16 protein-coding genes and 1 riboswitch are annotated in these 21,898 nt (G+C 70.1%); of the genes, 8 read left to right on the top strand and 8 right to left on the bottom strand.

Translation table 11 applies throughout. From position 1 onward, the window contains the following. Positions 1-7 precede the first annotated feature (7 nt). The 5 genes from OG371_RS31880 to OG371_RS31860 form a co-directional block, all read right to left on the bottom strand. Positions 8-1,609, bottom strand: a complete 1,602-nt coding sequence (locus OG371_RS31880) for an acyl-CoA carboxylase subunit beta (protein ID WP_329059175.1) — start codon at positions 1,607-1,609, stop codon at positions 8-10. Continuing rightward, entirely contained in the window at positions 1,606-2,754 is a 1,149-nt protein-coding gene (locus tag OG371_RS31875) for an acyl-CoA dehydrogenase family protein (RefSeq protein WP_329073330.1), read from the bottom strand. The genes OG371_RS31880 and OG371_RS31875 overlap by 4 nt, the downstream gene beginning before the upstream one ends. Then, positions 2,754-4,460, bottom strand: coding sequence for an acyclic terpene utilization AtuA family protein (locus OG371_RS31870; RefSeq protein WP_329059174.1), 1,707 nt, complete (start codon positions 4,458-4,460; stop codon positions 2,754-2,756). The genes OG371_RS31875 and OG371_RS31870 overlap by 1 nt, the downstream gene beginning before the upstream one ends. Further along, positions 4,457-5,248 carry a TIGR03084 family metal-binding protein gene (locus OG371_RS31865; RefSeq protein WP_329059173.1) on the bottom strand — a complete coding sequence of 264 codons (792 nt, stop codon included), beginning with the start codon at positions 5,246-5,248 and terminating at the stop codon, positions 4,457-4,459. Before OG371_RS31865 ends, OG371_RS31870 begins: the two co-directional genes overlap by 4 nt. 209 nt (positions 5,249-5,457) lie before the next feature. Beyond that, positions 5,458-5,829 (bottom strand): VOC family protein, encoded by a 372-nt coding sequence (locus OG371_RS31860; RefSeq protein ID WP_329059172.1) that lies wholly within the window; start codon positions 5,827-5,829, stop codon positions 5,458-5,460. Between the two features lie 71 nt (positions 5,830-5,900). On the opposite strand from OG371_RS31860, the gene OG371_RS31855 reads away from it, so the two are divergent. The 8 genes from OG371_RS31855 to OG371_RS31820 all read left to right on the top strand — a co-directional run bounded on the left by OG371_RS31855 (position 5,901) and on the right by OG371_RS31820 (position 18,560). Continuing rightward, positions 5,901-6,734 (top strand): enoyl-CoA hydratase-related protein, encoded by an 834-nt coding sequence (locus OG371_RS31855; protein WP_329059171.1) that lies wholly within the window; start codon positions 5,901-5,903, stop codon positions 6,732-6,734. Continuing rightward, positions 6,731-7,333 (top strand): acetoacetate decarboxylase family protein, encoded by a 603-nt coding sequence (locus OG371_RS31850; protein WP_329059170.1) that lies wholly within the window; start codon positions 6,731-6,733, stop codon positions 7,331-7,333. Before OG371_RS31855 ends, OG371_RS31850 begins: the two co-directional genes overlap by 4 nt. Before the next feature lie 244 nt (positions 7,334-7,577). Then, a complete protein-coding gene (locus tag OG371_RS31845; protein WP_329059169.1) occupies positions 7,578-10,565 on the top strand; it encodes a ribonucleoside-diphosphate reductase subunit alpha in 2,988 nt (995 codons plus the stop codon). Positions 10,566-10,578: 13 nt separating this feature from the next. After that, entirely contained in the window at positions 10,579-11,652 is a 1,074-nt protein-coding gene (locus OG371_RS31840; protein WP_329059168.1) for a ribonucleotide-diphosphate reductase subunit beta, read from the top strand. A gap of 66 nt (positions 11,653-11,718) precedes the next feature. Beyond that, positions 11,719-11,935: riboswitch (cobalamin riboswitch) on the top strand. A gap of 112 nt (positions 11,936-12,047) precedes the next feature. After that, complete coding sequence (gene metE / locus OG371_RS31835; protein ID WP_329059167.1) at positions 12,048-14,312, top strand: 5-methyltetrahydropteroyltriglutamate--homocysteine S-methyltransferase; 2,265 nt, start codon at positions 12,048-12,050, stop codon at positions 14,310-14,312. Between the two features lie 156 nt (positions 14,313-14,468). Next, entirely contained in the window at positions 14,469-15,920 is a 1,452-nt protein-coding gene (locus OG371_RS31830) for a cytochrome P450 (protein WP_329059166.1), read from the top strand. Positions 15,921-16,221: 301 nt separating this feature from the next. Continuing rightward, on the top strand, positions 16,222-18,024 hold the full coding sequence (locus OG371_RS31825; RefSeq protein ID WP_329073329.1) for a diguanylate cyclase domain-containing protein: 1,803 nt from the start codon (positions 16,222-16,224) through the stop codon (positions 18,022-18,024). Positions 18,025-18,101: 77 nt separating this feature from the next. After that, entirely contained in the window at positions 18,102-18,560 is a 459-nt protein-coding gene (locus OG371_RS31820; protein ID WP_329059165.1) for a peroxiredoxin, read from the top strand. A gap of 25 nt (positions 18,561-18,585) precedes the next feature. On the opposite strand, the gene OG371_RS31815 is transcribed toward OG371_RS31820, so the two are convergent. The 3 genes from OG371_RS31815 to OG371_RS31805 all read right to left on the bottom strand — a co-directional run bounded on the left by OG371_RS31815 (position 18,586) and on the right by OG371_RS31805 (position 21,882). Further along, a complete protein-coding gene (locus tag OG371_RS31815; protein WP_329059164.1) occupies positions 18,586-19,128 on the bottom strand; it encodes a GNAT family N-acetyltransferase in 543 nt (180 codons plus the stop codon). Between the two features lie 70 nt (positions 19,129-19,198). Beyond that, positions 19,199-20,395, bottom strand: coding sequence for an LCP family protein (locus OG371_RS31810; RefSeq protein WP_329059163.1), 1,197 nt, complete (start codon positions 20,393-20,395; stop codon positions 19,199-19,201). Positions 20,396-20,610: 215 nt separating this feature from the next. Next, a complete protein-coding gene (locus OG371_RS31805; protein ID WP_329059161.1) occupies positions 20,611-21,882 on the bottom strand; it encodes a cyclopropane-fatty-acyl-phospholipid synthase family protein in 1,272 nt (423 codons plus the stop codon). Positions 21,883-21,898 lie beyond the last annotated feature (16 nt).

Raw genomic sequence — 21,898 nt, 5'->3', positions numbered from 1 at the left:
TCCACCCCTACATCCGGAAGACGCCGAAGCCACCCTCGGCGCCCTTCACTGGTCCATTGTGGATCGCGGACAGGCTCAGGCCGAGCACGGTGCGGGTGTCGCGCGGGTCGATGATGCCGTCGTCGTAGAGCATGCCGGACAGGAACATCGGCATCGACTCGGCCTCGATCTGGGCCTCGACCATCGCGCGCATGGCCGCGTCGTTGTCCTCGCTGTAGTCCTGCCCCCGGTTCGCGGCCGCCGCCCGCGCGACGATCGACAGCACGCCGGCCAGCTGCGCCGGGCCCATCACCGCCGATTTCGCGCTGGGCCAGGCGAACAGGAACCGCGGGTCGTACGCGCGGCCGCACATGCCGTAGTGCCCGGCGCCGTAGGACGCTCCCATGAGGACGGACAGGTGCGGCACCTTGGAGTTGGACACCGCGTTGATCATCAGCGCGCCGTGCTTGATGATCCCGCTCTGCTCGTACTCCTTGCCGACCATGTAGCCGGTGGTGTTGTGCAGGAAGACCAGCGGGGTGTCGATCTGGTTGGCCAGCTGGATGAACTGCGCGGCCTTCTGCGACTCCTCGCCGAACAGCACGCCCTGCGCGTTCGCCAGCACGCCGACCGGGTAGCCGTGGATGCGCGCCCAGCCGGTGACCAGGCTGGGGCCGTACAGCGGCTTGAACTCGTCGAAGTCGGAGCCGTCGACCACGCGGGCGACGACCTCGCGCGGGTCGAACGGGATCTTCAGGTCGCTCGGCACGATGCCGAGCAGGTCCTCGGCGTCGAACAACGGCTCGGCGTAATCCGGCTCCGGCAGCGGTCCCTGCTTGCGCCAGTTGAGCCGCTTGATGATGCTGCGGCCCAGCCGGATGGCGTCCTGCTCGTCGGTGGCCAGGTAGTCGGCCAGGCCCGACGTGCGCGCGTGCATCTCCGCGCCGCCGAGCGACTCGTCGTCGGACTCCTCGCCGGTCGCCATCTTGACCAGCGGCGGCCCGCCGAGGAACACCTTCGCGCGCTCCTTGACCATCACCACGTAGTCCGACATGCCCGGCAGGTACGCACCGCCCGCGGTCGAGTTGCCGAAGACCAGCGCGACGGTCGGCACCTTCGCGGCCGAGGACCGGGTGAGGTCGCGGAAGACCCGGCCGCCGGGAATGAAGATCTCCTTCTGCGTCGGCAGGTCCGCGCCGCCAGACTCGACCAGGTTGATCACCGGCAGCCGGTTCTGCGCGGCGATGTCGGCCGCGCGGAAGCTCTTTTTCGTGGTCCACGGGTTGCTCGCGCCGCCCTTGACGGTCGGGTCGCTCGCCGAGATCAGGCACTCGACGCCTTCGACCACGCCGATGCCGGTGATCACGCTGGCGCCCACGCGGTAGTCCGAGCCCCACGCGGCGAGCGGCGAAAGCTCCAGGAACGGCGAATCCTCGTCCAGCAGCAGTTCGATGCGCTCGCGGGCGAGCAGCTTGCCCCGTTTGCGGTGGCGTTCCACGTATTTCTCGCCGCCGCCGGCGACGGCCTTCGCGTGCTCGGCGTCGATCTCGGCGAGCTTCTCCAGCATGGACTCGCGGTTGGCGGCGAACTCGCCCGCTCGCGTGTCCACAGTAGACCTCAATGCGGTCATGCGGTGTATCCCAATCGCTTCGCGGCCAGGCCGGTGAGGATCTCGGTGGTGCCGCCGCCGATGCCGAGGATCCGGACATCGCGGTAGTGCCGTTCCACTTCGGACTCGCGCATGTAGCCGAGCCCGCCGTGCAGCTGCACCGCCTCGCTGCACACCCACTCGGCGGCTTCGACGGCGGTGTTCTTGGCGAAACAGGCCTCGGCGATCACCTCTTCGCCGGAGACGTGCCGGACGGCGGTCTGCCGGGCGTACGTGCGCGCGACGTCGGTCTTGCGCGCCATCTCGGTCAGCTTGTGCTGCACCAGCTGGCGCGAGATGAGCGGGCGGCCGAACGTCTCGCGCAGCCGGCACCAGTCCAGGGTCAGGTCCAGCGCGCGCTGGGCGTGCGCGTACGCCTGCACGGCCAGGGAAAGCCGCTCGGTGACGAACTGGGTGGCCACCTGCGCGAAGCCGCTGTTCTCGGCGCCGACCAGGTTCTCGGCCGGCACCCGGACGTCCACGTAGGACAGTTCCGCGGTGTCCGAGGCGGCCCAGCCCATCTTCTCCAGCTTGCGAGAGACGGTGAACCCGGGCGTGCCGCGCTCGACCACGAGCAGCGAGATGCCGTGCGCGCCCTCGCCGCCGGTGCGGACCACGGTGGTGACGAAGTCCGCGCGGCAGCCGGAGGTGATGAACGTCTTGGCGCCGTTGACCACGTACTCGTCACCCTCGCGCACGGCGGTGGTGCGGATGCCCGCGACGTCCGACCCGCCGTCCGGCTCGGTCACGGCGAGCGAGCCGATCTTGTCGCCGGCCAGCGTCGGGCGCACCCAGCGCTCGATCTGCACCGGGTCGCCCGCCTCGGCGATGTGCGGCACGGCGATGCCGCAGGTGAACAGCGACGCGAAGAGCCCACCCGAGCCGCCCGCGTAATGCATCTCCTCGGCGACCACGAGCGCGTCCAGGTAATTGCCGTCACCACCGCCCACGGTCTCGGGGAACGCCACGCCGAGCAGGCCGAGGTCCCCGGCCTTGCGGTGCAGCTCACGCGGCAGATCACCCGCGCGTTCCCACTCGTCCAGGTGCGGCAGCACTTCCTTCTCGACGAAGCGGCGGACGGTCGCTCGCAGCTCGGTGCGCTCCGGCGTGCGGAACGGGTCGACGATCACAGCAGCGCCTCCGGCACGTCGATCTCGCGGGACCGCAGCCATTCGCCGAACGCCTTGGCCTGCGGGTCGAACCGGGCCTGCGAGGCGACGCCCTCGCCGAGGATGTCCTCGACGACGAAGTTCATCGCCCACAGGTTGGGCAGCAGGTGCCGGGTCACGGTGAGGTCGTGCGTTTCGGGCAGCAGCAAGCGGAATTCGGCCACGGTGAGCCGGTGCACGAGCCAGCGCCACGCTTCTTCCGAGCGCACCCACACACCCAGGTTCGCGTTGCCGCCCTTGTCGCCGCTGCGCGCGCCGATCACCCGGCCGAGCGGGACGCGGCGGACCGGCCCGTCCGGCAGTGGTTCGGGCAGCGCGGGTTCGTCTACTTCGGACAACGCGCGGGTTTCGGCCGCCCGCGCGATGTCGACCCGTCGTCCGTCCGGCAGCACGGCAATGTGCGGGACCTCTTCGGCGTCTACATAGGACGCGGTGTAGACGCCGTACGGCGAGGCGTCGGAAGGCGGTGCGGTGACGTGGAACCCGGGGTAGCTGGCCAGCGCCAGTTCGATCGCGGCGCCGCTGAACGCGCGTCCGGCGATCTTCGGGTCGCTGTCCTTCACCGCGACGTGCAGCAGGGCGCTGGCCCGTTCCTCGGTGTCGGCGTCGGTGTGGTCGGTACGGGCGAGCGTCCACCGGATGTCGGCGGGCGGGTGCGGCTTGAGGGCCGTCTCGAGCTGATCCCTTACCAGCGCGGCTTTTTCTTCGATGTCCAGTCCGGTGAGGACAAAGGTCGTCTCGTTGCGGAAGCCGCCGAGCCGGTTGAGGCACACCTTCAACGTCGGCGGCGGGGCCTCGCCGCGGACCCCGCTGATCCGGACGCGATCGGGATCCTCTTGCGTCAGGGTCAGGGTGTCGAACCGGCTGGTCACGTCCGGGTTGGCGTAACGGGCGCCGGTGATTTCGTAGAGCAGCTGCGCGGTGACGGTGCCGGTGTTGACCACTCCCCCGGTGCCCGGGTGCTTGGTGATCACGCTGGACCCGTCGGCGTGGATCTCCGCGATCGGGAAGCCGGGCACGCCGATCGGCTGCTCACGGAAGAACGCGTAGTTGCCACCGGTCGCCTGGGCGCCGCACTCGATCACGTGCCCGGCCACGACGGCGCCGGCCAGCGCGTCGTAGTCCTCGCGCGCCCAGCCGAAGTGCGCGGCGGCCGGGCCGACGATCACCGAGGCGTCGGTGACGCGCCCGGTGACCACCACGTCCGCCCCGGCGTTCAGGCACTCCGCGATGCCCCAGGCGCCGAGGTAAGCGTTGGCAGTCAACGGGTCCTGGAAGTCCAGCTCGCCCGCTCTTGTTATCAGGTCATCGCCTTCGACGTGCGCGATCTTCACATCGAGGCTGAGCTTCTCGGCGAGTTCGCGGAGCGTGTCGGCGAGCCCGGCGGGGTTGAGGCCACCGGCGTTGGCGACGATCTTCACGCCCTTTTCCTTGGCCAGCGCCAGGTTCTCCTCCATCTGGCGGAGGAACGTCTTGGCGTAACCGCGGTTCGGGTCCTTCATCCGGTCGCGGCCGAGGATGAGCATGGTCAGCTCAGCGAGGTAGTCGCCGGTGAGCACGTCCAGCGGCCCGCCGGTGAGCATCTCGCGGACGGCGGAGAACCGGTCACCGTAGAACCCGGACGCGTTGCCGATCCTGAGCGGTGCTGTGCGGTCGTCGGTCATGCGAACTGCCCCGGCTTGCGCCCCGCTCCGGGCGGCCCGGCGAAGGCCTGCGCGATGCCCAGCCATTCCTCGACGTCGGCGCCGATGGCCACCAGATCCGTGTCGGCCGGGTGCCGCCGCTGGGTGATGACCAGGCAGAACCCGAGCGCGCTGCCGGTCAGCCGCTGTTCGGCGTCCTCGGGCCCGAACGCCCAGGTGGTGCCGTCGGGCGAGGTCAGTTCGAGGCGGAACTCCTCGACGGGCGGGGCGAGGGAGTGGAGTTTGAAGGCGAAGTCGCGGGTGCGGGTGCCGAAGCGGGCGATGTGCCACAGCCGCGCGGTCGGCTCGCGGGTGAGCCCGAGTGCGTCGAAGATGTCCTGGCCGTGGGCCCAGGTCTCCATCATCCGGGCGGTGGCCATGGACGCGGCGCTCATCGGCGGGCCGTACCAGGGCAGCTTCTCCCCCTCGGGCACCACGGCGAGCGCCTCGGCCAGCGCGGCGCGCCCCTCGCGCCACTGCGCGAGCAACTCCCGCGGCGGCGTCTGCGCCAACTCCCGCGCCCCAGCGTCGACGTAGTCCTCCCCGACGCTGAGCAGCTGCTCGACCTCGGCCTGCCAATCCCCCGGCCGGCTCGCCGAAATCAGCGATTTGGCATCAGTCCAGGTCAGATGCGCGACCTGATGCGCGACAGTCCACCCCGGCGCGGGCGTCGGCCGCGCCCAATCCGAGGCCGGCAACCCCGCCACCACGTCATCGATCGCCTGCGATTCGGCCGCCAGATCCCCGAGGATCACGCCGAGATCAGCCATGCCACGCCTCCTTGCGTCCCTTCAGCCAGCCTGGCACCCCGCCCGGGAAAAAAGCAAGCACGCCTGATTGTTTTTCTCCCGACCCCGCTCCTGCCCACCACTCGCTCTCCCCGCCTCTCACCCCCGTAGCGAACGCAGCGGATGACGCTTTCCCCTCGCTCAGCGCAGCGAAAGCGTCATCCGCCGCATCCGGAACAACTTCGCGACGGCTACTCCAGCGAAGTGTCGATCACACAGAACCGGTTCCCCTCGGTATCAGCCAGCACCACGAAGTCCGACGACTCCGGATAGTGCGCCCAGTCCACCCGCCGGGCGCCGAGCGACACCAGGCGCTCCACCTCCGCGGCCTGCTCCGCAGCACTGTCGGCGTACAGATCCACGTGCACCCGCGGCAGCTCCTGCACCGGAGAACCGCTCAACTGCAACGACAGTCCGGGCCCAGCGCGGCCCCCAGGCGGAACCAGCACAACGAAATCCCCCGACTCACCGTCCCGCGGGACGTAACCCAGCGCCTGCCGCCAGAAAGCCAGTGCCCGCCGCATGTTGCCGACGCCCAGGACCACCGTGCCGAATCGGAGCATGACCCCACCATGACAGCCCATCCTTATTGACGCATTGTCAGCAACCCCCGGCATGGCCTACCGTCGAACCCATGACGCCCTATGCCGAGATCACCTACGAGGTCACCGGCCGGATCGCGACCGTCACCTTGAATCGGCCGGAGGCGCGGGGCGGGTACACCGTGCGGATGTCCGACGAGCTGAGCCACGCCATGGACACCGCCGACCGCGACGAGGACGTGCGGGTCGTCGTGCTTACCGGCAGTGGCAAGGACTTCTCCGTCGGCGCCGATCTGTCCGCCGGCGGGCTCGGCTTCGATCAAGGGCCGCCCGAAGGCTGGCAGGAGCCCGCAGGCCGCTGTTCCAAGCGGATCTTCACGATGAACAAGCCGGTGATCGCCGCGTTGCGGGGCGCGTCGGTCGGGGGCGGGCTGACGATCACGCTGTCCTGCGACTACCGGTTGGCGTCCGAGGACTCGAAATTCGGCTTCGTGTTCACCCGCCGCGGCATGTACCCCGAGGGCGCGTCGGCCTGGTTCCTGCCCCGGCTCGTCGGCATGGGCACGGCCGTGGACTGGATGGTCAGCGGCCGCGTGTTCGGGCCGGAAGAGGCGCTGCGCGCGGGGCTCGTGCACAGCGTCCACCCGCCGGAAGCCGTGCTGGACAAGGCTTACGAGCTGGCCCGCAACCTCGTCGCGAACACCGCGCCGGTCTCGGTCGCGGTCACCCGGCAGCTGCTCTACCGGATGGCGAGCGCGCCGTCGCCGTTCGAGGTGCACGAGCTGGACTCGAAGCTTACCGCCGGCTTGCCGACCACGCCCGACACCGCCGAAGGCGTGCTGTCGTTCCTCCAGAAACGCCCGCCGGAGTTCACCATGCGCGTCGACACCGACCTGCCGCCCTACCTGCCGTGGCTCGACCGATGACCGCGTACCCGCCCGAGCCGTGGCGGCTCACGGGCCAGGCTTGCCTGTCGGTGTGGCGGCTGCCCGTCGCGGAACTGCCCGCCCTGCCCGGGGGCGCCGAGCCGACGGTCGTGGCCGGCCAAGCGCTGGTGTTCGCCGCCTGGGTCGACTACCAGCCGCCCGGACAGCTGAGCTACCACGAGCTGCTCGCCGCGGTCGCCGTGCGCGGGCGGCGGCTCACCGCGTCGATCACCGGGATCTGGGTCGACAGCGAGGTCTCGCTCGTCGGCGGGCGGGCGCTGTGGGGCATCCCGAAAGACCTCGCCACGTTCGATTTCCACCGCGGCCGCACGTTCACCGCCGCCACAGCGGACGACTGGATCGCCACCGCCGCCTTCTCCCGCCGCGTCGGCCTGCCCGTCGCGACGCCGTCGGCGTTCGACATCGCGCAGACGCTCGACGGCCGGCCCAAGCGCAGCCCCGTCGCGGCGCGGTTCAAGCCCGCCGCGGCGGCCGCCGACTGGTCCGTGAACCCGCGCGGGCCGCTCGGCTTCCTGGCCGGCCGTCGCCCGATCGTGAGCGCCGCGCTGAGCGATTTCGATCTTCGTTTCGGTGGGTGAGACAGCCCTGAGCAGCCGCTCTCAGTGATCGGCTAACCCGCGAGGGTGAGCCGACGACACGCCACCCCTTGGGGCGCGTGCGAGCCGACACCCCTAGATGTAGTCTCTGGGAACCGGCAGCCCCCAGCGACGGGGAGACCGCTCAGGAAGGGCAGCCGGGCCGAATTGTGAAACCGCAGCGCACGGCCTCGATCGGTCGTGTGGCGGTGAAGCGCGCCCATTTTTCGACCTGTTGGAGACACGCATGTCAGTGGATACCGGTCAGCGGCCGGCCTCGTCGTCGGACACCACCCCGAGCGCCGTCCACGTCATCCGGCGCGACGGCACCGTCTCGCCGTTCGACGCCGGCAAGATCACGGTGGCGCTGACCAAGGCGTTCCTCGCGGTCGAGGGCGGCGACGCGGCCGCCTCCTCCCGCGTGCACCACGTGGTCGCCGAGCTGACCGAGCAGGTCGAGGCCTCCCTGCTGCGCCACGCCGGTCCCGAGACCGCCCTGCACATCGAGCAGATCCAGGACCTCGTCGAGCTGGCCCTGATGCGCGGCGGGCACCACAAGGTCGCCCGCGCGTACGTGCTGTACCGCGAAGAGCGCGCGAAGGCCCGCGAAGCCGCTACGCCGGTGCCGGCCGAGGTCGCGCTCAGTGTCAAGGGCGTCGACGGTGTGCTGCGCCCGCTCGACTGGGCCCGCGTTTCCCACGTCGTGGGCGAGGCCGTGGCCGGGCTCGAGGACGTCTCCGCCGAGCCGGTGCTGACCGAGGCCAAGCGCAACCTCTACGACGGCATCAGCGCCGACGAGCTGGCGCTGGCCCAGATCATGGCCGCCCGCGTGCTGGTCGAGCAGGAGCCGAACTACTCCTACGTCTCCGCCCGGCTGCTGCTGGACAAGCTGCGCGGCGAGGCCCTGAGCTACCTGGCCGCCGCCCCGCGCCTGGCCAGCCAGGACGAGATGGCCGCCGAGTACCCCGTCTACTTCCGCGCCTACCTGCGCCGCGCGGTCGAGCTGGAGCTGGTCGACGGCGAGCTGCTGCGCTTCGACCTGGACAAGATCACCGCGGCGATCCGGCCCGAGCGCGACCTGGACTTCGGCTTCCTCGGCCTGCAGACGCTGTACGACCGGTACTTCCAGCACCACAACGGCACGCGGTTCGAGCTGCCGCAGGCGTTTTTCATGCGCGTCGCGATGGGCCTGGCGATCCGCGAGGACGACAGGGAATCTCGTGCTATTGAATTTTACGAGCTGCTCTCGAGCTTCCACTTCATGGCGTCCACCCCGACGCTGTTCAACTCGGGCACCACGCGCGCACAGCTTTCGTCCTGCTTCCTGACCACTGTGGACGACGACCTGGACTCGATCTTCCAGGCGTACAAGAACAACGCGCTGCTGGCCAAGTACTCCGGCGGCCTCGGCAACGACTGGACCCCGGTCCGCGGGCTCGGCGCGCACATCAAGGGCACCAACGGCCAGTCCCAGGGCGTCGTGCCGTTCCTGAAGATCGCCAACGACACCGCCGTCGCGGTGAACCAGGGCGGCAAGCGCAAGGGCGCGGCCTGCGCGTACCTCGAGACCTGGCACGTGGACATCGAGGAATTCCTCGACCTGCGCAAGAACACCGGTGACGACCGCCGCCGCACGCACGACATGAACACGGCCAACTGGGTGCCGGACGAGTTCCTGCGCCGCGTCGAGGCCGACGCGCAGTGGACCCTGTTCTCCCCCAACGAGACGCCGGACCTGCACGACCTCTACGGCAACGCGTTCGCCGAGCGCTACCGCGAGTACGAGGCCGCCGCCGAGCGCGGTGAGATCAAGGTGTTCCGCAAGCTCCGCGCGGTCGAGCTGTGGCGCCGCATGCTGACCATGCTGTTCGAGACCGGCCACCCGTGGATCACCTTCAAGGACCCGTGCAACCTGCGCTCGCCGCAGCAGCACGTCGGCGTGGTGCACTCGTCCAACCTGTGCACCGAAATCACGTTGAACACCAACGTCGAAGAGGTCGCGGTCTGCAACCTCGGCTCGGTGAACCTGCTCAAGCACGTCACCCCCGAAGGGCTCGACACCGAGCGCCTCGAGAAGACCGTGCGCACCGCCGTCCGCATGCTGGACAACGTGATCGACATCAACTTCTACACGATCCCGGAGGCGCGCCGCTCCAACCTGCGCCACCGCCCGATCGGCCTGGGCATCATGGGCTTCCAGGACGCGCTGTTCGAGATCGGCGTGCCGTTCGCCTCGGCCGACGCGGTGAAGTTCGCCGACGTCAGCATGGAACACGTCTCGTACTACGCGATCTCCGCCTCGACCGACCTGGCCGAGGAGCGCGGCCAGTACCAGTCGTTCGAGGGCTCGCTGTGGAGCCGCGGCATCCTGCCGATCGACTCGATGCAGCTGCTGATCGACGCGCGCCAGGGCGACGGCCTCGACGTCGACACCTCCGCGACGCTGGACTGGGCGCCGCTGCGCGAGCGGGTCAAGACCGTCGGCATGCGCAACTCCAACGTGATGGCGATCGCGCCGACCGCGACGATCTCCAACATCTCCGGCGTCGGCCAGTCGATCGAGCCGCTGTTCCAGAACCTGTTCGTCAAGTCGAACATGTCCGGCGACTTCACCGTGGTCAACCCGCACCTGGTCAAGAGCCTCAAGGCCCGCGGCCTGTGGGACGAGGTGATGGTCAGCGACCTGAAGTACTTCGACGGCAGCCTCGGCCAGATCGACCGCGTGCCGGACGACCTGAAGGCGCTCTACGCCACCGCGTTCGAGATCGAGTCGAAGTGGATCGTGGACGCCGGCTCGGTCCGGCAGAAGTGGATCGACCAGGCGCAGTCGCTGAACCTGTACATCGCGGCGCCCAGTGGCCGCAAGCTCGACGAGCTGTACCGCTACGCCTGGCACAAGGGCCTCAAGACCACGTACTACCTGCGGGCGCAGTCCGCGACGCACGTGGAGAAGAGCACCCTGCGCGGCACCGACGGCAAGCTGAACGCCGTCTCCGCCGCCCCGGCCGCCGCTGCAGCTGCACCGGCCCCGGCTGCCGCACCGGCGCCGTCCGCCGCGGTCCCGGCCGCTGCCCCGTCGCCCTCGCCGGCGGCCGCGGTCCCGGCCGTGCCCGTCACGCCGCCCGCGGCGAAGCCGGAGCCGAAGGAGATGCCGAAGGTCGAGGACATCGACTTCGTCGCCACCGAAGGCGCCGCCTGCCGCATCGACGACCCCGACTGCGAAGCCTGCCAGTAAGGAACCCCTGAACATGACCAACGTGGAGAGCACCGGCGCCACCGGCCTCGGTGAGATCGAGGTCGGCGCCGCCCGGATCAACGTCGACGACAAGCGGATGATCAACGCCCGCGCCGACGTGAACCAGCTGCTGCCGATGAAGTACCGCTGGGCGTGGGAGAAGTACCTCGCCGGCTGCAACAACCACTGGATGCCGACCGAGGTCGCCATGCAGGCCGACATCGCGCTGTGGAAGTCGCCGGACGGCCTCACCGAGGACGAGCGCCAGATGCTCAAGCGCAATCTCGGCTTCTTCGCCACGGCGGAGTCGCTGGTGGCCAACAACATCGTGCTCGCGGTGTACCGGCAGATCACCAACCCGGAGTGCCGCCAGTACCTGCTGCGCCAGGCCTTCGAGGAGGCCGTGCACACGCACACCTTCCAGTACATCTGCGAGAGCCTCGGCCTGGTCGAGGGCGAGCTGTTCAACATGTACCGCGAGGTTCCGTCCATTTCGGACAAGGACGCGTGGGCGCTGAAGTACACCCAGCACCTGGAGGACCCGGACTTCGAGACCGGGACGCCGGAGGCCGACACCGCGTTCCTGCGCGACCTGGTGGCGTTCTACGTGATCTTCGAGGGCATGTGGTTCTACACCGGCTTCGCGCAGATCCTCTCGCTCGGCCGGCGGAACAAGATGGTCGGCATCGCCGAGCAGTACCAGTACATCCTGCGCGACGAGTCGATCCACCTGAACTTCGGCATCGACTGCATCAACCAGATCAAGATCGAGAACCCGCACCTGTGGACCGAGGAGTTCCAGGCCGAGGTGCGCGGGATGCTGAAGGACGCGTGTGAGCTGGAGGTCGCGTACGCCCGCGACACCATGCCGCGCGGCATGCTCGGCCTTTCGGCGCAGTTGTGCGAGCAGTACATGCACTTCATCACCGACCGGCGCGCGCAGCAGATCGGCCTCGCGCCCATCTTCGGGGAGACGGAGAACCCGTTCCCGTGGATGTCCGAGGCGATGGACCTGAAGAAGGAGAAGAACTTCTTCGAGACCCGCGTGATCGAGTACCAGTCGGGCGGGGCCCTGGACTGGGACTGATCCCGCCATCCGGGAATCGAGCGGGATTTGTGCCACGCTCGGCCCCGGCCGCTAGGCTCGGCCACGCCACTGGTTCGCCCAGGGCGTGGCCGAGCCTTTTTCCACGGCCACGACTTGAGCGAGGCAACAGGGAACCCGGTGTGAATCCGGGACTGCCCCCGCAGCGGTGAGTGGGAACGAAAGCCGTCACCACGGAAAGTGGTAAAGCACTGGGCGCGAGCCCGGGAAGCGACGGCGAGTAGGCGCGAGCACGGCGCCCGCCAGTCCGAAGACCTGCCTGTGGCACGCGCGCCGACGGCGTGCGTGAGTCCGGGCCTCGTGGGAGCAGGCACGACCGAAGAACGCGGCCCCCTCGCGCGTCCGGACTCGTTCGGCGAGCTCGCGAGGAGAGAGCTGTGAACACCATCGGCACCACCATCCTGGGCAGCCCGCGCATCGGGCCCGGCCGGGAACTCAAGCGCGCCCTGGAGCGGTACTGGGCGGGCCGGATCGACGCGGCGGAGCTGCTGGCCACCGGCCGTGCGCTGCGTACCCAAGCCTGGACCGGGCAACGCGACGCCGACCTGGACTCCATCCCGTCCGGCACCTTCTCCCACTACGACCACGTGCTCGACACCGCCGAGCTGTTCGGCGCGCTGCCGGAGCGCTTCACGAGTCTGGGGCTTTCGCCGCTGGACACCTACTTCGCGGCGGCGCGCGGCGTGCAGGACGCGCCCGCGCTCGAGATGACGAAGTGGTTCGACACCAACTATCACTACCTGGTCCCGGAATTGGGCCCGGACACCAAGTTCGCGCCCACCGGCAGCAAACCGCTCGACGAGTACCGCGAAGCCCGCGCGCTCGGCATCGAGACGCGGCCGGTGCTCGTCGGCCCGGTCACGTTCCTGCTGCTGGCGAAGGCGACCGCGCCGGGCTTCAAGCCGCTGGAGCTGCTCGACGAACTGCTGCCCGCGTACGCCGAGCTGTTGCGCCGACTGCGGGACGAAGGCGTGGAGTGGGTCCAGCTCGACGAACCGGTCTTCGCCGGCGACCGCACCAACGCCGAGCTGAACGCGCTGACTCGCGCGTACCACGTGCTGGCCAAGGCGCAGGACCGGCCGAAGATCCTCGTCGCCGGGTACTTCGGCGGCCTCGGCCGCGGGCTCGGCGTGCTGGCCCGCTCCCCCATCGAGGCGGTGGCCGTGGACCTGATCACCGACGAGTCCTTTGTGGACGCCGTCGCGGCCGAGGGGGCGTTGCGGGACAAGGAGGTGCTCGCGGGGGTGGTCGACGGCCGCAACGTGTGGCGCACCGACCCGGACCGAGCGTTGGACAAGGCCCGCAAGCTGCTCGGCACCGCCGCGACCGTGAGCGTCTCGACGTCCTGCTCGCTCCTGCACGTGCCCTACGACGTCGAGCGCGAGACAAGCCTCGACGGCCGGGTGAAGGGCTGGCTGGCGTTCGCGCAGCAGAAGGTCGACGAGGTGGTCCTGCTCGGCCGCGCGCTGCGGGAAGAGGACGTGGACCTCACCGCGGCCCGTGCGGCCGTGGCGGACCGCGCCGCGGCCACCGAGGTGACCGACCCGCGCGTGCGGGAACGGCTTGCCGCCCTGCGTCCGGAAGACGCCGCGCGCCCGCCGTACGAGCAGCGTGCGGCGGCGCAACAGGCCGAGCTGGACCTGCCGCCGTTGCCGACCACCACGATCGGCTCCTTCCCGCAGACCACCGACGTCCGTAAGGCCCGCGCGGCGCTGCGCTCGGGCGAGCTGGACGAGGCCGGCTACGTCGCCGCGATGCACGCCGAGATCGAGCGCGTGGTGCGGCTGCAGGAAGAGCTGGGCCTCGACGTGCTGGTGCACGGCGAGCCCGAGCGCAACGACATGGTGCAGTACTTCGCCGAGCAGCTGGACGGCTTCGCCGCCACCGAATTCGGCTGGGTGCAGTCCTACGGCTCCCGCTGCGTCCGCCCGCCGATCCTGTTCGGCGACGTCTCACGGCCGGCGCCGATGACCGTCCCGTGGGCGCGGTATGCCCAGCGGCTCAGCGAAAAGCCGGTGAAGGGCATGCTGACCGGCCCGGTGACGATCCTGGCGTGGTCGTTCGTGCGGGACGACCAGCCACTGGCCGACACCGCGCTGCAGGTCGCGCTGGCGATCCGCGACGAGGTGGGCGATCTGGAGGCCGCGGGCGTGCGAGTGGTCCAGGTCGACGAGCCCGCGCTGCGGGAGCTGCTGCCGCTGCGCGCGGCCGGGCACGAGGCGTACTTCGCCTGGGCCGTCCGTGGGTTCCGCGTCGCGACCTCCGGGGCCGCCGACACCACCCAGGTCCACACGCACATGTGCTACTCGGAGTTCGGCGAGGTGCTGCCGGCGATCGACGCGCTCGACGCCGACGTCACCAGCATCGAGGCGGCGCGGTCGAAAATGGAGGTGCTGGACGATCTCTCCGGCGCCGGCTTCGTCCGCGGGGTCGGCCCGGGCGTCTACGACATCCACTCGCCGCGCGTGCCCGGCGTCGAGGAGGTGGCGGACCTGCTGCGCACGGCCGTCGCCGCCGTGCCGGCCGGACGGCTGTGGGTGAACCCGGACTGCGGCCTCAAAACCCGTGGCTACGCCGAGGTGAACCCGGCGCTGCAGAACCTCGTGGCCGCCGCGCGCCAAGTCCGCGCCGAGCAAGCCTGAAAGCTCGTGAGTGTTTATGACGGTTCTAACCGTCATAAACACTCACGAGCCGTTCGGGCCGGACCACCCTAAAAGAGGCGCGCCGAGGTATTGCCACTGCGTCAATAAGGGTGCACGCTGGATCACGTCCCAGAGCCAGGCGGGAGATGATCCTCCATGACGAGCGCGGTCGGCAAAGTCGCCGAGGCCCTGCGTGAACGGGTGCCGCCGTTGACGGCGATCCCGTTGCCCCGCAAGGTCGACGAGCGCTGGCTCGGCGCTTCGTGGCCGGTGCGCGAGCTGGCGGCGCCGCCCGCGGGCAGCGGCCTCAAGCCGGTGCTGGGCGACGACGGGCCGCCCGTGGTCGGGCACGCGCTGGAGATGATGCGCTTCGGCCTCGACTTCAGCCTGCGCCGGTACGAGCAGTACGGCCCGGTGTCGTGGATGGGCGGCTTCGGCCGCCGGATCGTGTCGCTGTCCGGGCCCGAGGCGACACAGATCGCGTTGGTGAACAAGGACAAAGCCTTCTCGCAGGAGGGCTGGAAGTTCTTCATCGAGAACTTCTTCGAGCGCGGCCTGATGCTGCTCGACTTCGGCGAGCACCACCTGCACCGGCGGATCATGCAGCAGGCCTTCACCCGCGAGCGCCTCACCGGCTACGTCGCCCAGATGGGCCCGGCGCTGCGCGAGGGCGTGCAGTCCTGGCCCACCGGCACCAGCCCGCGGCTGTACTGGGCGCTCAAGCAGCTGACCCTCGACGTCGCCACCCGCGTGTTCATGGACATGCGCTCCGACGCGGACGCGGCGAAGATCAACCGCGCGTTCGTCAGCTCGGTGCGCGCCGGCACCGCGATCGTCCGCGCGCCGGTGCCGGGCGGGCGCTGGGCCGCCGGGCTGCGCGGCCGGCGGGTGCTGGAGCGCTACTTCGGCGAGAACCTGCCCGCGAAACGGCGCGACGACGGCGACGACCTCTTCGCCGCGCTCTGCCACGCCACCACCGAGGACGGCGACCGGTTCAGCGACGTCGACGTCGTGAACCACATGATCTTCCTGATGATGGCCGCGCACGACACCACGACCATCACCAGCAGCGCCATGGCCTACTACCTGGCCAAGCACCCGGACTGGCAGGAGCGCGCCCGGGCCGAGTCGCTGGCGCTCGGCGACGACCTGCCCGACATCGAGGCGCTGGACGGGCTCGAGACGCTCGACCTCGTCATGAAGGAGGCGCTGCGGCTGGTGGCGCCGGTGCCCTCGATGGCCCGGAAGACCACAAAGGACACCGAGGTGCTCGGTCACTACATCCCCGCGGACACGTTGGTCGGGGTCTCGCCGACGTTGAACCACTTCAGCGCCGAGCACTGGACGAACCCGCACGCCTTCGACCCCGAGCGGTTCGCGGAGCCGCGCCGCGAGGACAAATCGCACCGCTTCGCCTGGATGCCCTTCGGCGGCGGCGCGCACAAGTGCATCGGCCTCCAGTTCGGCGGACTGGAGGTCAAGGCGCTGATGCACGAGATGCTGCGGACCTACCGCTGGTCGGTGCCGGCGGCCTATACCGCGCGCTGGGACTACGTCTCGTTGCCGGTGCCCGCCGACGGACTGCCGATGCGCCTCGAATATCGTTGACGGCTTCCGCTCGACGTTGAGGGGCGCGGGCCGGGGGCCTGTCGGCATCGGGAGACACGTTCGCGCACTCAAGGTGACATGCCGTCACCTTTTGTGCAGTGTCCATCACTCGTTCAGCCGGTAGACACCCCGGATCGCGCGTGATGCCGTGGCATCACTCACGGCCAACTCATACCTAGTGTGGGTCCATGATTCCTCGCACCACGTCTGAGCTGGCTTTAGTCCGCGCATGAAGGGGTGGAGTGTGCCTGAGCCTGGTGACCAACCAGGGGTGTCCGAGGTCGCGCGCCGGTACGCGGCGATGCTGGCTGACACCAAAGGAGTAACGCTTCCCCTCCAGGACCGGGAGCGGCTCCTGCTCGAGTTCGCCCGGGACGTCATCCGGACAGCGGACCCGGTGCAGGAGGGTGCCCTGCTGCGGTTCACCACCCTGTTCACCGTCGCGCCGATTGCGATTGCCCTCGCCGACACCGCCGGCGACATCGTCGAGGCCAACCCCGCGCTGGGGAAGCTGGTCGGCTCGCCGCCGGAGCGGCTGCGCGGGCGGCACCTGTCCGACCTGGCGGCCACCACCCACGACGCCGACCGGATCCGCGGCGGGCTCGAACGGCTGAGCGCGCCCGGCACCGACCGCGTCACCGAGCGCGGCGTGCACTTGGCGCACAGCCAGGACGGCCGGCTGACCACCAACGTCACTCTCGCCTGGCTGCCCGGCGACGGGCCCGAGGCGCGCTTCCCGGTGCTGATGGCCGCCGACACCGACGACCTGCACCTGCTCGGCGAGCGGCTGCTGCACCAGAACCTGCACGACCCGCTCACCGGGCTGCCGAACGGGCAGGCGTTCACCACCCGGCTGGAGGCCGCGCTCGGCACGCCCAACCGCGGCCGGCTCGGCCTGGTGTACCTCGACATCGACGGCTTCAAGGTGATCAACGACGGCCTCGGCGCCGGAGTCGGCGACGAGGTGCTGAAGGAGGTCGCGAGCAAGTTGTCGCGGACCTTCACCGGCAAGCACGACGGGTACGTCGCGCGGCTGTCCGGCGACGGCTTCGGAGTCCTGCTGCGCGGCGAAGAGCTGACCCAGCAACAGGCAGTCGTCTTGGTCGACCAGGCGCTGGAAGACCTGAACGAGCCGATTTACCTTGGCGGGCACGGAATCGGGGTCAGCGCGAGCGCCGGCATCGTCGTGCGCTCGGTGACCGAGGGCAGCAGCCACGTCGAGCTGCTGCGCGCGGCCGAGCTGGCGCTGCACCGGGCCAAGGAGGCGGGCAAGGCGCAGTGGATGCTGTACGACCCGCAGCTCGACGCCCGGGACCGCGGCCGTTACCAGCTGGGCGCGGTGATCGCCGGCGCGCTGGAGAACGGTGAGTTCTCGCTCGTCTACCAGCCGACCGTGATGCTGGCCGACCCGGACAAGATCGCCGCGGTGAACGCCGGGCTGCGCTGGAACCACCCGGACCGCGGCGAGCTGGACTCCGACGAGTTCTACCCGCTGGCGCAGATCACCGGCATGACGATCCCGCTGGGCAAGTGGCTGCTCGCCGAGTCGCTGGCCGCGACCGCGCGCTGGCGGCAGCGGTTCGGCGGCGCGGCGCCGGACGTGTGCATCCGGCTGCCCCAGCGGCTCGCCGCCGACCCGGACCTGGTGCTGCTGGTCAAGGAGCAGCTCGACCGGCACGAGCTGCCCGCGCGGGCGCTGCGGCTGTGCACCGACCGCCAGTCGATGTTCGACGACGGCGGCGACGTGCTCGACTCGTTCACCGTGCTCGCCGACCTCGGTGCCCAGCTGGTGCTGACCATCTCCGGCTCCGACGACCTGGAGCTGATCGCGCGCCACCGGCTGCCGGTGCGGCACGTGATCCTCGCCGGCGCGGTGATCGACCTGCTCGCCGACGACCCGACCGAGACCGACACGCGGCACCTGGCCCAGCTCGTCTCGCGGGCGAAGGAGCTGAACCTGCGGATCGGCGCCGAGGGCGTGCGCACGAAGGAACACGCGCAGCGGCTGCGTGAACTGGGTGTGCTGGGCGGGCGCGGCTCGTTCGTGGCCGACTCCGCCACCGGGGACGAAGTGGACGAGATGATCGGCCGGCACGCGGGCTGAGCCATCCGGCCGGGCCGCGGTTTCGAAGTCCCTGAGAGGATCTTCTTCCGCGGCCCCGACCGAAAGGACCCACCCTGATGGAGACCGGCGACCTCGCCCCCGATTTCACCCTGGCCGACGACCAGGGGGTGGAGCGCACCCTGTCGGGCTTCCTGGCGTCCGGCCCGGTGGTGCTGTTCTTCTACCCGGCCGCGATGACCAGCGGCTGCACCGCGGAGAGCTGCCACTTCCGCGATCTGGCGGCCGAGTTCGCCGAAGTGGGCGCCCAGCGCGTGGGCATCAGCCCGGACGCCGTCGAAAAGCAGCGCGCGTTCTCCGCGGCGAACAGCTTCGACTACCCGCTGCTGTCCGATGTGGACGGCGGCGTGGCCAAGCAGTTCGGCGTGTGGCGCAAGCTGATTCCCTTGCACACCAAGCGCCAGACGTTTGTCATCGACACCGACCGGCGGGTACTGGACGTGATCAAGAGCGAGCTGAACTTCACCGCCCACGCGGACCGCGCGCTGAAGCTCCTGCGCGAGCGCAAGGCGGCCTGACCGGCACTGCTCTTCCCGGCACTGCTCAGGGACGGTCCAGCCGCCACACGTGGTCGGTCCCGGAGCAGGCCGGGGCCAGCTCCTCGCCGGCGGCGGACTCCTTGCGGTCGAGGGTGAAGCCCAGCCGGGCGGGAATGGCGCCGCTGCGGGTGTTCAGCTCGTCGTGCTTGATCTCGACGAACTCGGCGCCCGCGCGGAACGCCTCGGCGACCAGCAGCGAAGCGGCCGCCGTCATCAGGCCGCGGCCGGTGTACGGGAGCCCGAGCCAGTAGCCGATCTCGACGCCGCCGCCGTCGGAGCAGCGCATCAGGCCGCAGCTGCCCATCACGGCGCCGTCCGGGGCGAGCAGGGCGTACTCGTACGACTCCCCCGACTCCCAGTGCTCCACCGTGCCGGCCAGGAATTCGGCGCCCTCGGCCGGCCCGTAGCCATCGGTGGCCCAGGGCAGCCAGGCGCCGATGTGCGCCAGGGATCCCTGCACGGCCGCCACGAGGTCGCCGGCTTGCTCCGGGCGCCAGCGGGCCAGCGTGATCCCGGTTTCGGTCAGGGTTTCCCGTGGGGTGTCCATCGCCCCATGGTGACAGGAGACGCCCGCGCGACGCCCGCCGTTTTCCGGCAGGCGACCGCTCGGGCGTCCCTCAGCTGACGAGGACACCGTCCGGCACCGGGGTGTCGTTCTTCAGCGCGTCGAACAGCTGCGTCGACTTGGCCTTGTCCCAATGCGTGGCCGAGCCGTCGGTGACCGGCACCGTGCCGGTGAGCACGCCGCCCGAGGAGATGCCGCGCATCGCGATCGCCAGCCCGGCCAGGTTGTGCACGTGGTCGCCCGAGTCCATGGTCAGCGCGGCCGGCGCCGCGGACAGCAGCGGGAAGAAGTGGAACGGGTTGAGCAGCGTGCCCGGGCTCGCGATCTGGCTGACCAGCGCGCCGATGAACTTGCGCTGGTTCGCCACCCGGTCGAGGTCCGAGCGCGGGGTCGCGGTGCTGTGCCGCATCCGGACGAAGCCGAGCGAGTCGCGCCCGTCCAGGGTCTGGCAGCCGGCCTTGATGTTGATGCCGGTCATCGTGTCGTTCATGTCCTTGTCGACGCACATGTCGACCCCGCCGATCGCGTCCACAATGGTCGCGAAGCCGCCGAAGCCGATCTCCGCGTAGTGGTCGATGCGCAGGCCGGTGACGCCTTCGACGGTCTTCGCAAGCAACGCCGGGCCGCCGAGCGCGTACGCCGCGTTGATCTTGCTGGTGCCGTGGCCGGGGATCTTCACCTCGGAGTCCCGCGGCAGCGAAAGCAGCGTCGGCTTCGTGGAGTTGTCCGGGATGTGCGCGACCATGATCGTGTCGGTGCGCTGGCCGCTCGCGTCGGTGGTGTCACCGGTGGCCAAGTTCTCCTCTTCCGCGGCCGAGAGCCCGGCGCGGCTGTCGGAGCCGACCACCAGCCAGTTGGTGCCGGACGCGGCGGCGGGCCGGCCGTCGTAGTCGGCCAGCGCGTCGACCCGCGTGATCGAGAACTCCAGGTAGGCCCAGATGCCGCCGATGAACAGGACGAAGATCAGCACCAGCGTCATCAGGATCTTGCCGACGCTCCACCGGCGGCGACGGCGCGGCCGCGGGGCGGGGCCGCCCTCGTGCGGGCCTGGCGGGTCCTGCCGGGGCGGCGGACCGGGCGGCGGCGCCTCGCCCCGGTTGCCCATCGGCCGCGTCCGCTGGTCGTACGCGCTGGGGGCGGAACCCGGCAACGGCATCATCTGCGCCCGCTGGTGCTGCCGCGGGTTACCCGGTGGCTGGGGCCTCCGGGGCGGCTCCCGCCGCCTGCCGTCGTCGCCTCCGTACGTCATCGGTCCATCACCCTGTTCCCCGAATCCGGCAATACTGTTCAGTTACTGATCCGACTACAGCCACGCGGATAGGGTTTCTGCACGCCGATCGGCTGCAGCCCGTGTCCGCCTACCTCCGGTCGGATCAGCAACTGGCGCGGCCCAGTGAACCGCATGCCCTCAGTATGAGGACGTGCGGCACCCTGGGCCGGTTGTGCCGGGAGAGAACGCCCTGTTCAGCGAGGGTCGGCGAACCCGAACTGGTGCACCTTGAGGTGCCCGGAGCGGAACCCGGCCTCGGAGTAGGCCAGGTAGAACTCCCACATCCGGCCGAACACGTCGTCGAACCCGAAGTCCTTGATGTCGGTCCAGCGCGCGAGGAACCGCTCACGCCACAGCTTCAGCGTGCGGGCGTAGTCCTGGCCGAACTCCCGCATGCCGGCCAGCTTGAGCCGGGTGTTCTCGGCCATGCCCTGCTCGATCGCCTCGACCGAGGGGATGATGCCGCCGGGGAAGACGTACTTGTGGATCCAGGTGTACGAGCGCGCCGCGGCCAGCATCCGGTCGTGGTCCATGGTGATCGCCTGCAGGCCGAACCGGCCGCCGGGGCGCAGCCGCTTGCCGATCGTGGAGAAGAAGGTCGGCCAGTAGGACGCGCCCACGGCCTCGATCATCTCGACGCTGACCACGGAGTCGTACTCGCCGTCGGCCTCGCGGTAGTCGCACAGCCGCACGTCGACGCGGTCGCTGTAGCCGGCCTCGGCGATGCGCGCGTCGGCCAGCGTCTTCTGCTCCTGCGAGATGGTCAGCGAGGTGACCTTCGCGCCCCGTGACGCGGCGCGGATGGACAGCTCGCCCCAGCCGGTGCCGATCTCCAGCACGGTGCTGCCCTCGCGCACGCCCGCGTAGTCGAGCACGCTGTCGAGCTTGCGGTGCTGGGCCTGGGTGAGGCTGTCACCGGGGCCGAACAGCGCCGAGGAGTACATCATCGACTCGTCCAGGAAGGTGCTGAACAGGTCGTTGGACAGGTCGTAGTGCCGGTGGATGTTCTCCCGCGATCCCTCGATCGTGTTCTCCTCGGCCTCGGGCTGGACGCGCTCGACGAACCGGCGGAACCGCTGCAGGAACGGCGGGATGATGGTGGCCAGCTTCTCCGCGAACGGGGTCAGCACGCCGGGCAGGTCGTCGGCGGTCCAGTCCCCCACCATGTACGCCTCGCCGAAGCCGATCTTCGCGTCCGCGCCGAGGCGGTGGAAAAACGCGGCGGGGCGGCGGATGCGCATCTCCGGCGACTCCGGGCCGCCCGCGCCGAGCGTGGTCCCGTCCGGGAACCTCACCCGCAGGTCCAGCGACTTGACGGCGCGGCGGAAGAGCGCCTCCGCGGCCCGCGCGCGCAAGGGCGAATGCGGCGGGGTGGCCAGGCCCGGCCACCGGGATTCGTCGGGGATCTGCTGCGGAATCGGTTGCGGGGACGGTCCCGCCGCGCGGTCGACACTTGAGGTGGACAAGACACTCCCTCCGGAC

Source organism: Amycolatopsis sp. NBC_01480 (assembly GCF_036227205.1).
Taxonomy (GTDB): Bacteria; Actinomycetota; Actinomycetes; order Mycobacteriales; family Pseudonocardiaceae; genus Amycolatopsis.
The sequence above is the reverse complement of the archived record's forward strand: the minus strand, read 5'-3'. Positions and strand labels throughout refer to the sequence as shown.

Excerpts from the sequence above, each read along its gene's own strand:
- OG371_RS31830 (WP_329059166.1), top strand. The coding sequence starts at position 14,469 with ATGACGAGCGCGGTCGGCAAAGTCGCCGAGGCCCTGCGTGAACGGGTG.
- OG371_RS31850 (WP_329059170.1), top strand. The coding sequence starts at position 6,731 with ATGACCGCGTACCCGCCCGAGCCGTGGCGGCTCACGGGCCAGGCTTGC.
- OG371_RS31820 (WP_329059165.1), top strand. The coding sequence starts at position 18,102 with ATGGAGACCGGCGACCTCGCCCCCGATTTCACCCTGGCCGACGACCAG.
- OG371_RS31855 (WP_329059171.1), top strand. The coding sequence starts at position 5,901 with ATGACGCCCTATGCCGAGATCACCTACGAGGTCACCGGCCGGATCGCG.
- OG371_RS31825 (WP_329073329.1), top strand. The coding sequence starts at position 16,222 with ATGCTGGCTGACACCAAAGGAGTAACGCTTCCCCTCCAGGACCGGGAG.
- OG371_RS31810 (WP_329059163.1), bottom strand. The coding sequence starts at position 20,395 with ATGACGTACGGAGGCGACGACGGCAGGCGGCGGGAGCCGCCCCGGAGG.
- OG371_RS31840 (WP_329059168.1), top strand. The coding sequence starts at position 10,579 with ATGACCAACGTGGAGAGCACCGGCGCCACCGGCCTCGGTGAGATCGAG.
- OG371_RS31845 (WP_329059169.1), top strand. The coding sequence starts at position 7,578 with ATGTCAGTGGATACCGGTCAGCGGCCGGCCTCGTCGTCGGACACCACC.
- OG371_RS31880 (WP_329059175.1), bottom strand. The coding sequence starts at position 1,609 with ATGACCGCATTGAGGTCTACTGTGGACACGCGAGCGGGCGAGTTCGCC.
- OG371_RS31870 (WP_329059174.1), bottom strand. The coding sequence starts at position 4,460 with ATGACCGACGACCGCACAGCACCGCTCAGGATCGGCAACGCGTCCGGG.
- OG371_RS31860 (WP_329059172.1), bottom strand. The coding sequence starts at position 5,829 with ATGCTCCGATTCGGCACGGTGGTCCTGGGCGTCGGCAACATGCGGCGG.
- OG371_RS31865 (WP_329059173.1), bottom strand. The coding sequence starts at position 5,248 with ATGGCTGATCTCGGCGTGATCCTCGGGGATCTGGCGGCCGAATCGCAG.
- OG371_RS31815 (WP_329059164.1), bottom strand. The coding sequence starts at position 19,128 with ATGGACACCCCACGGGAAACCCTGACCGAAACCGGGATCACGCTGGCC.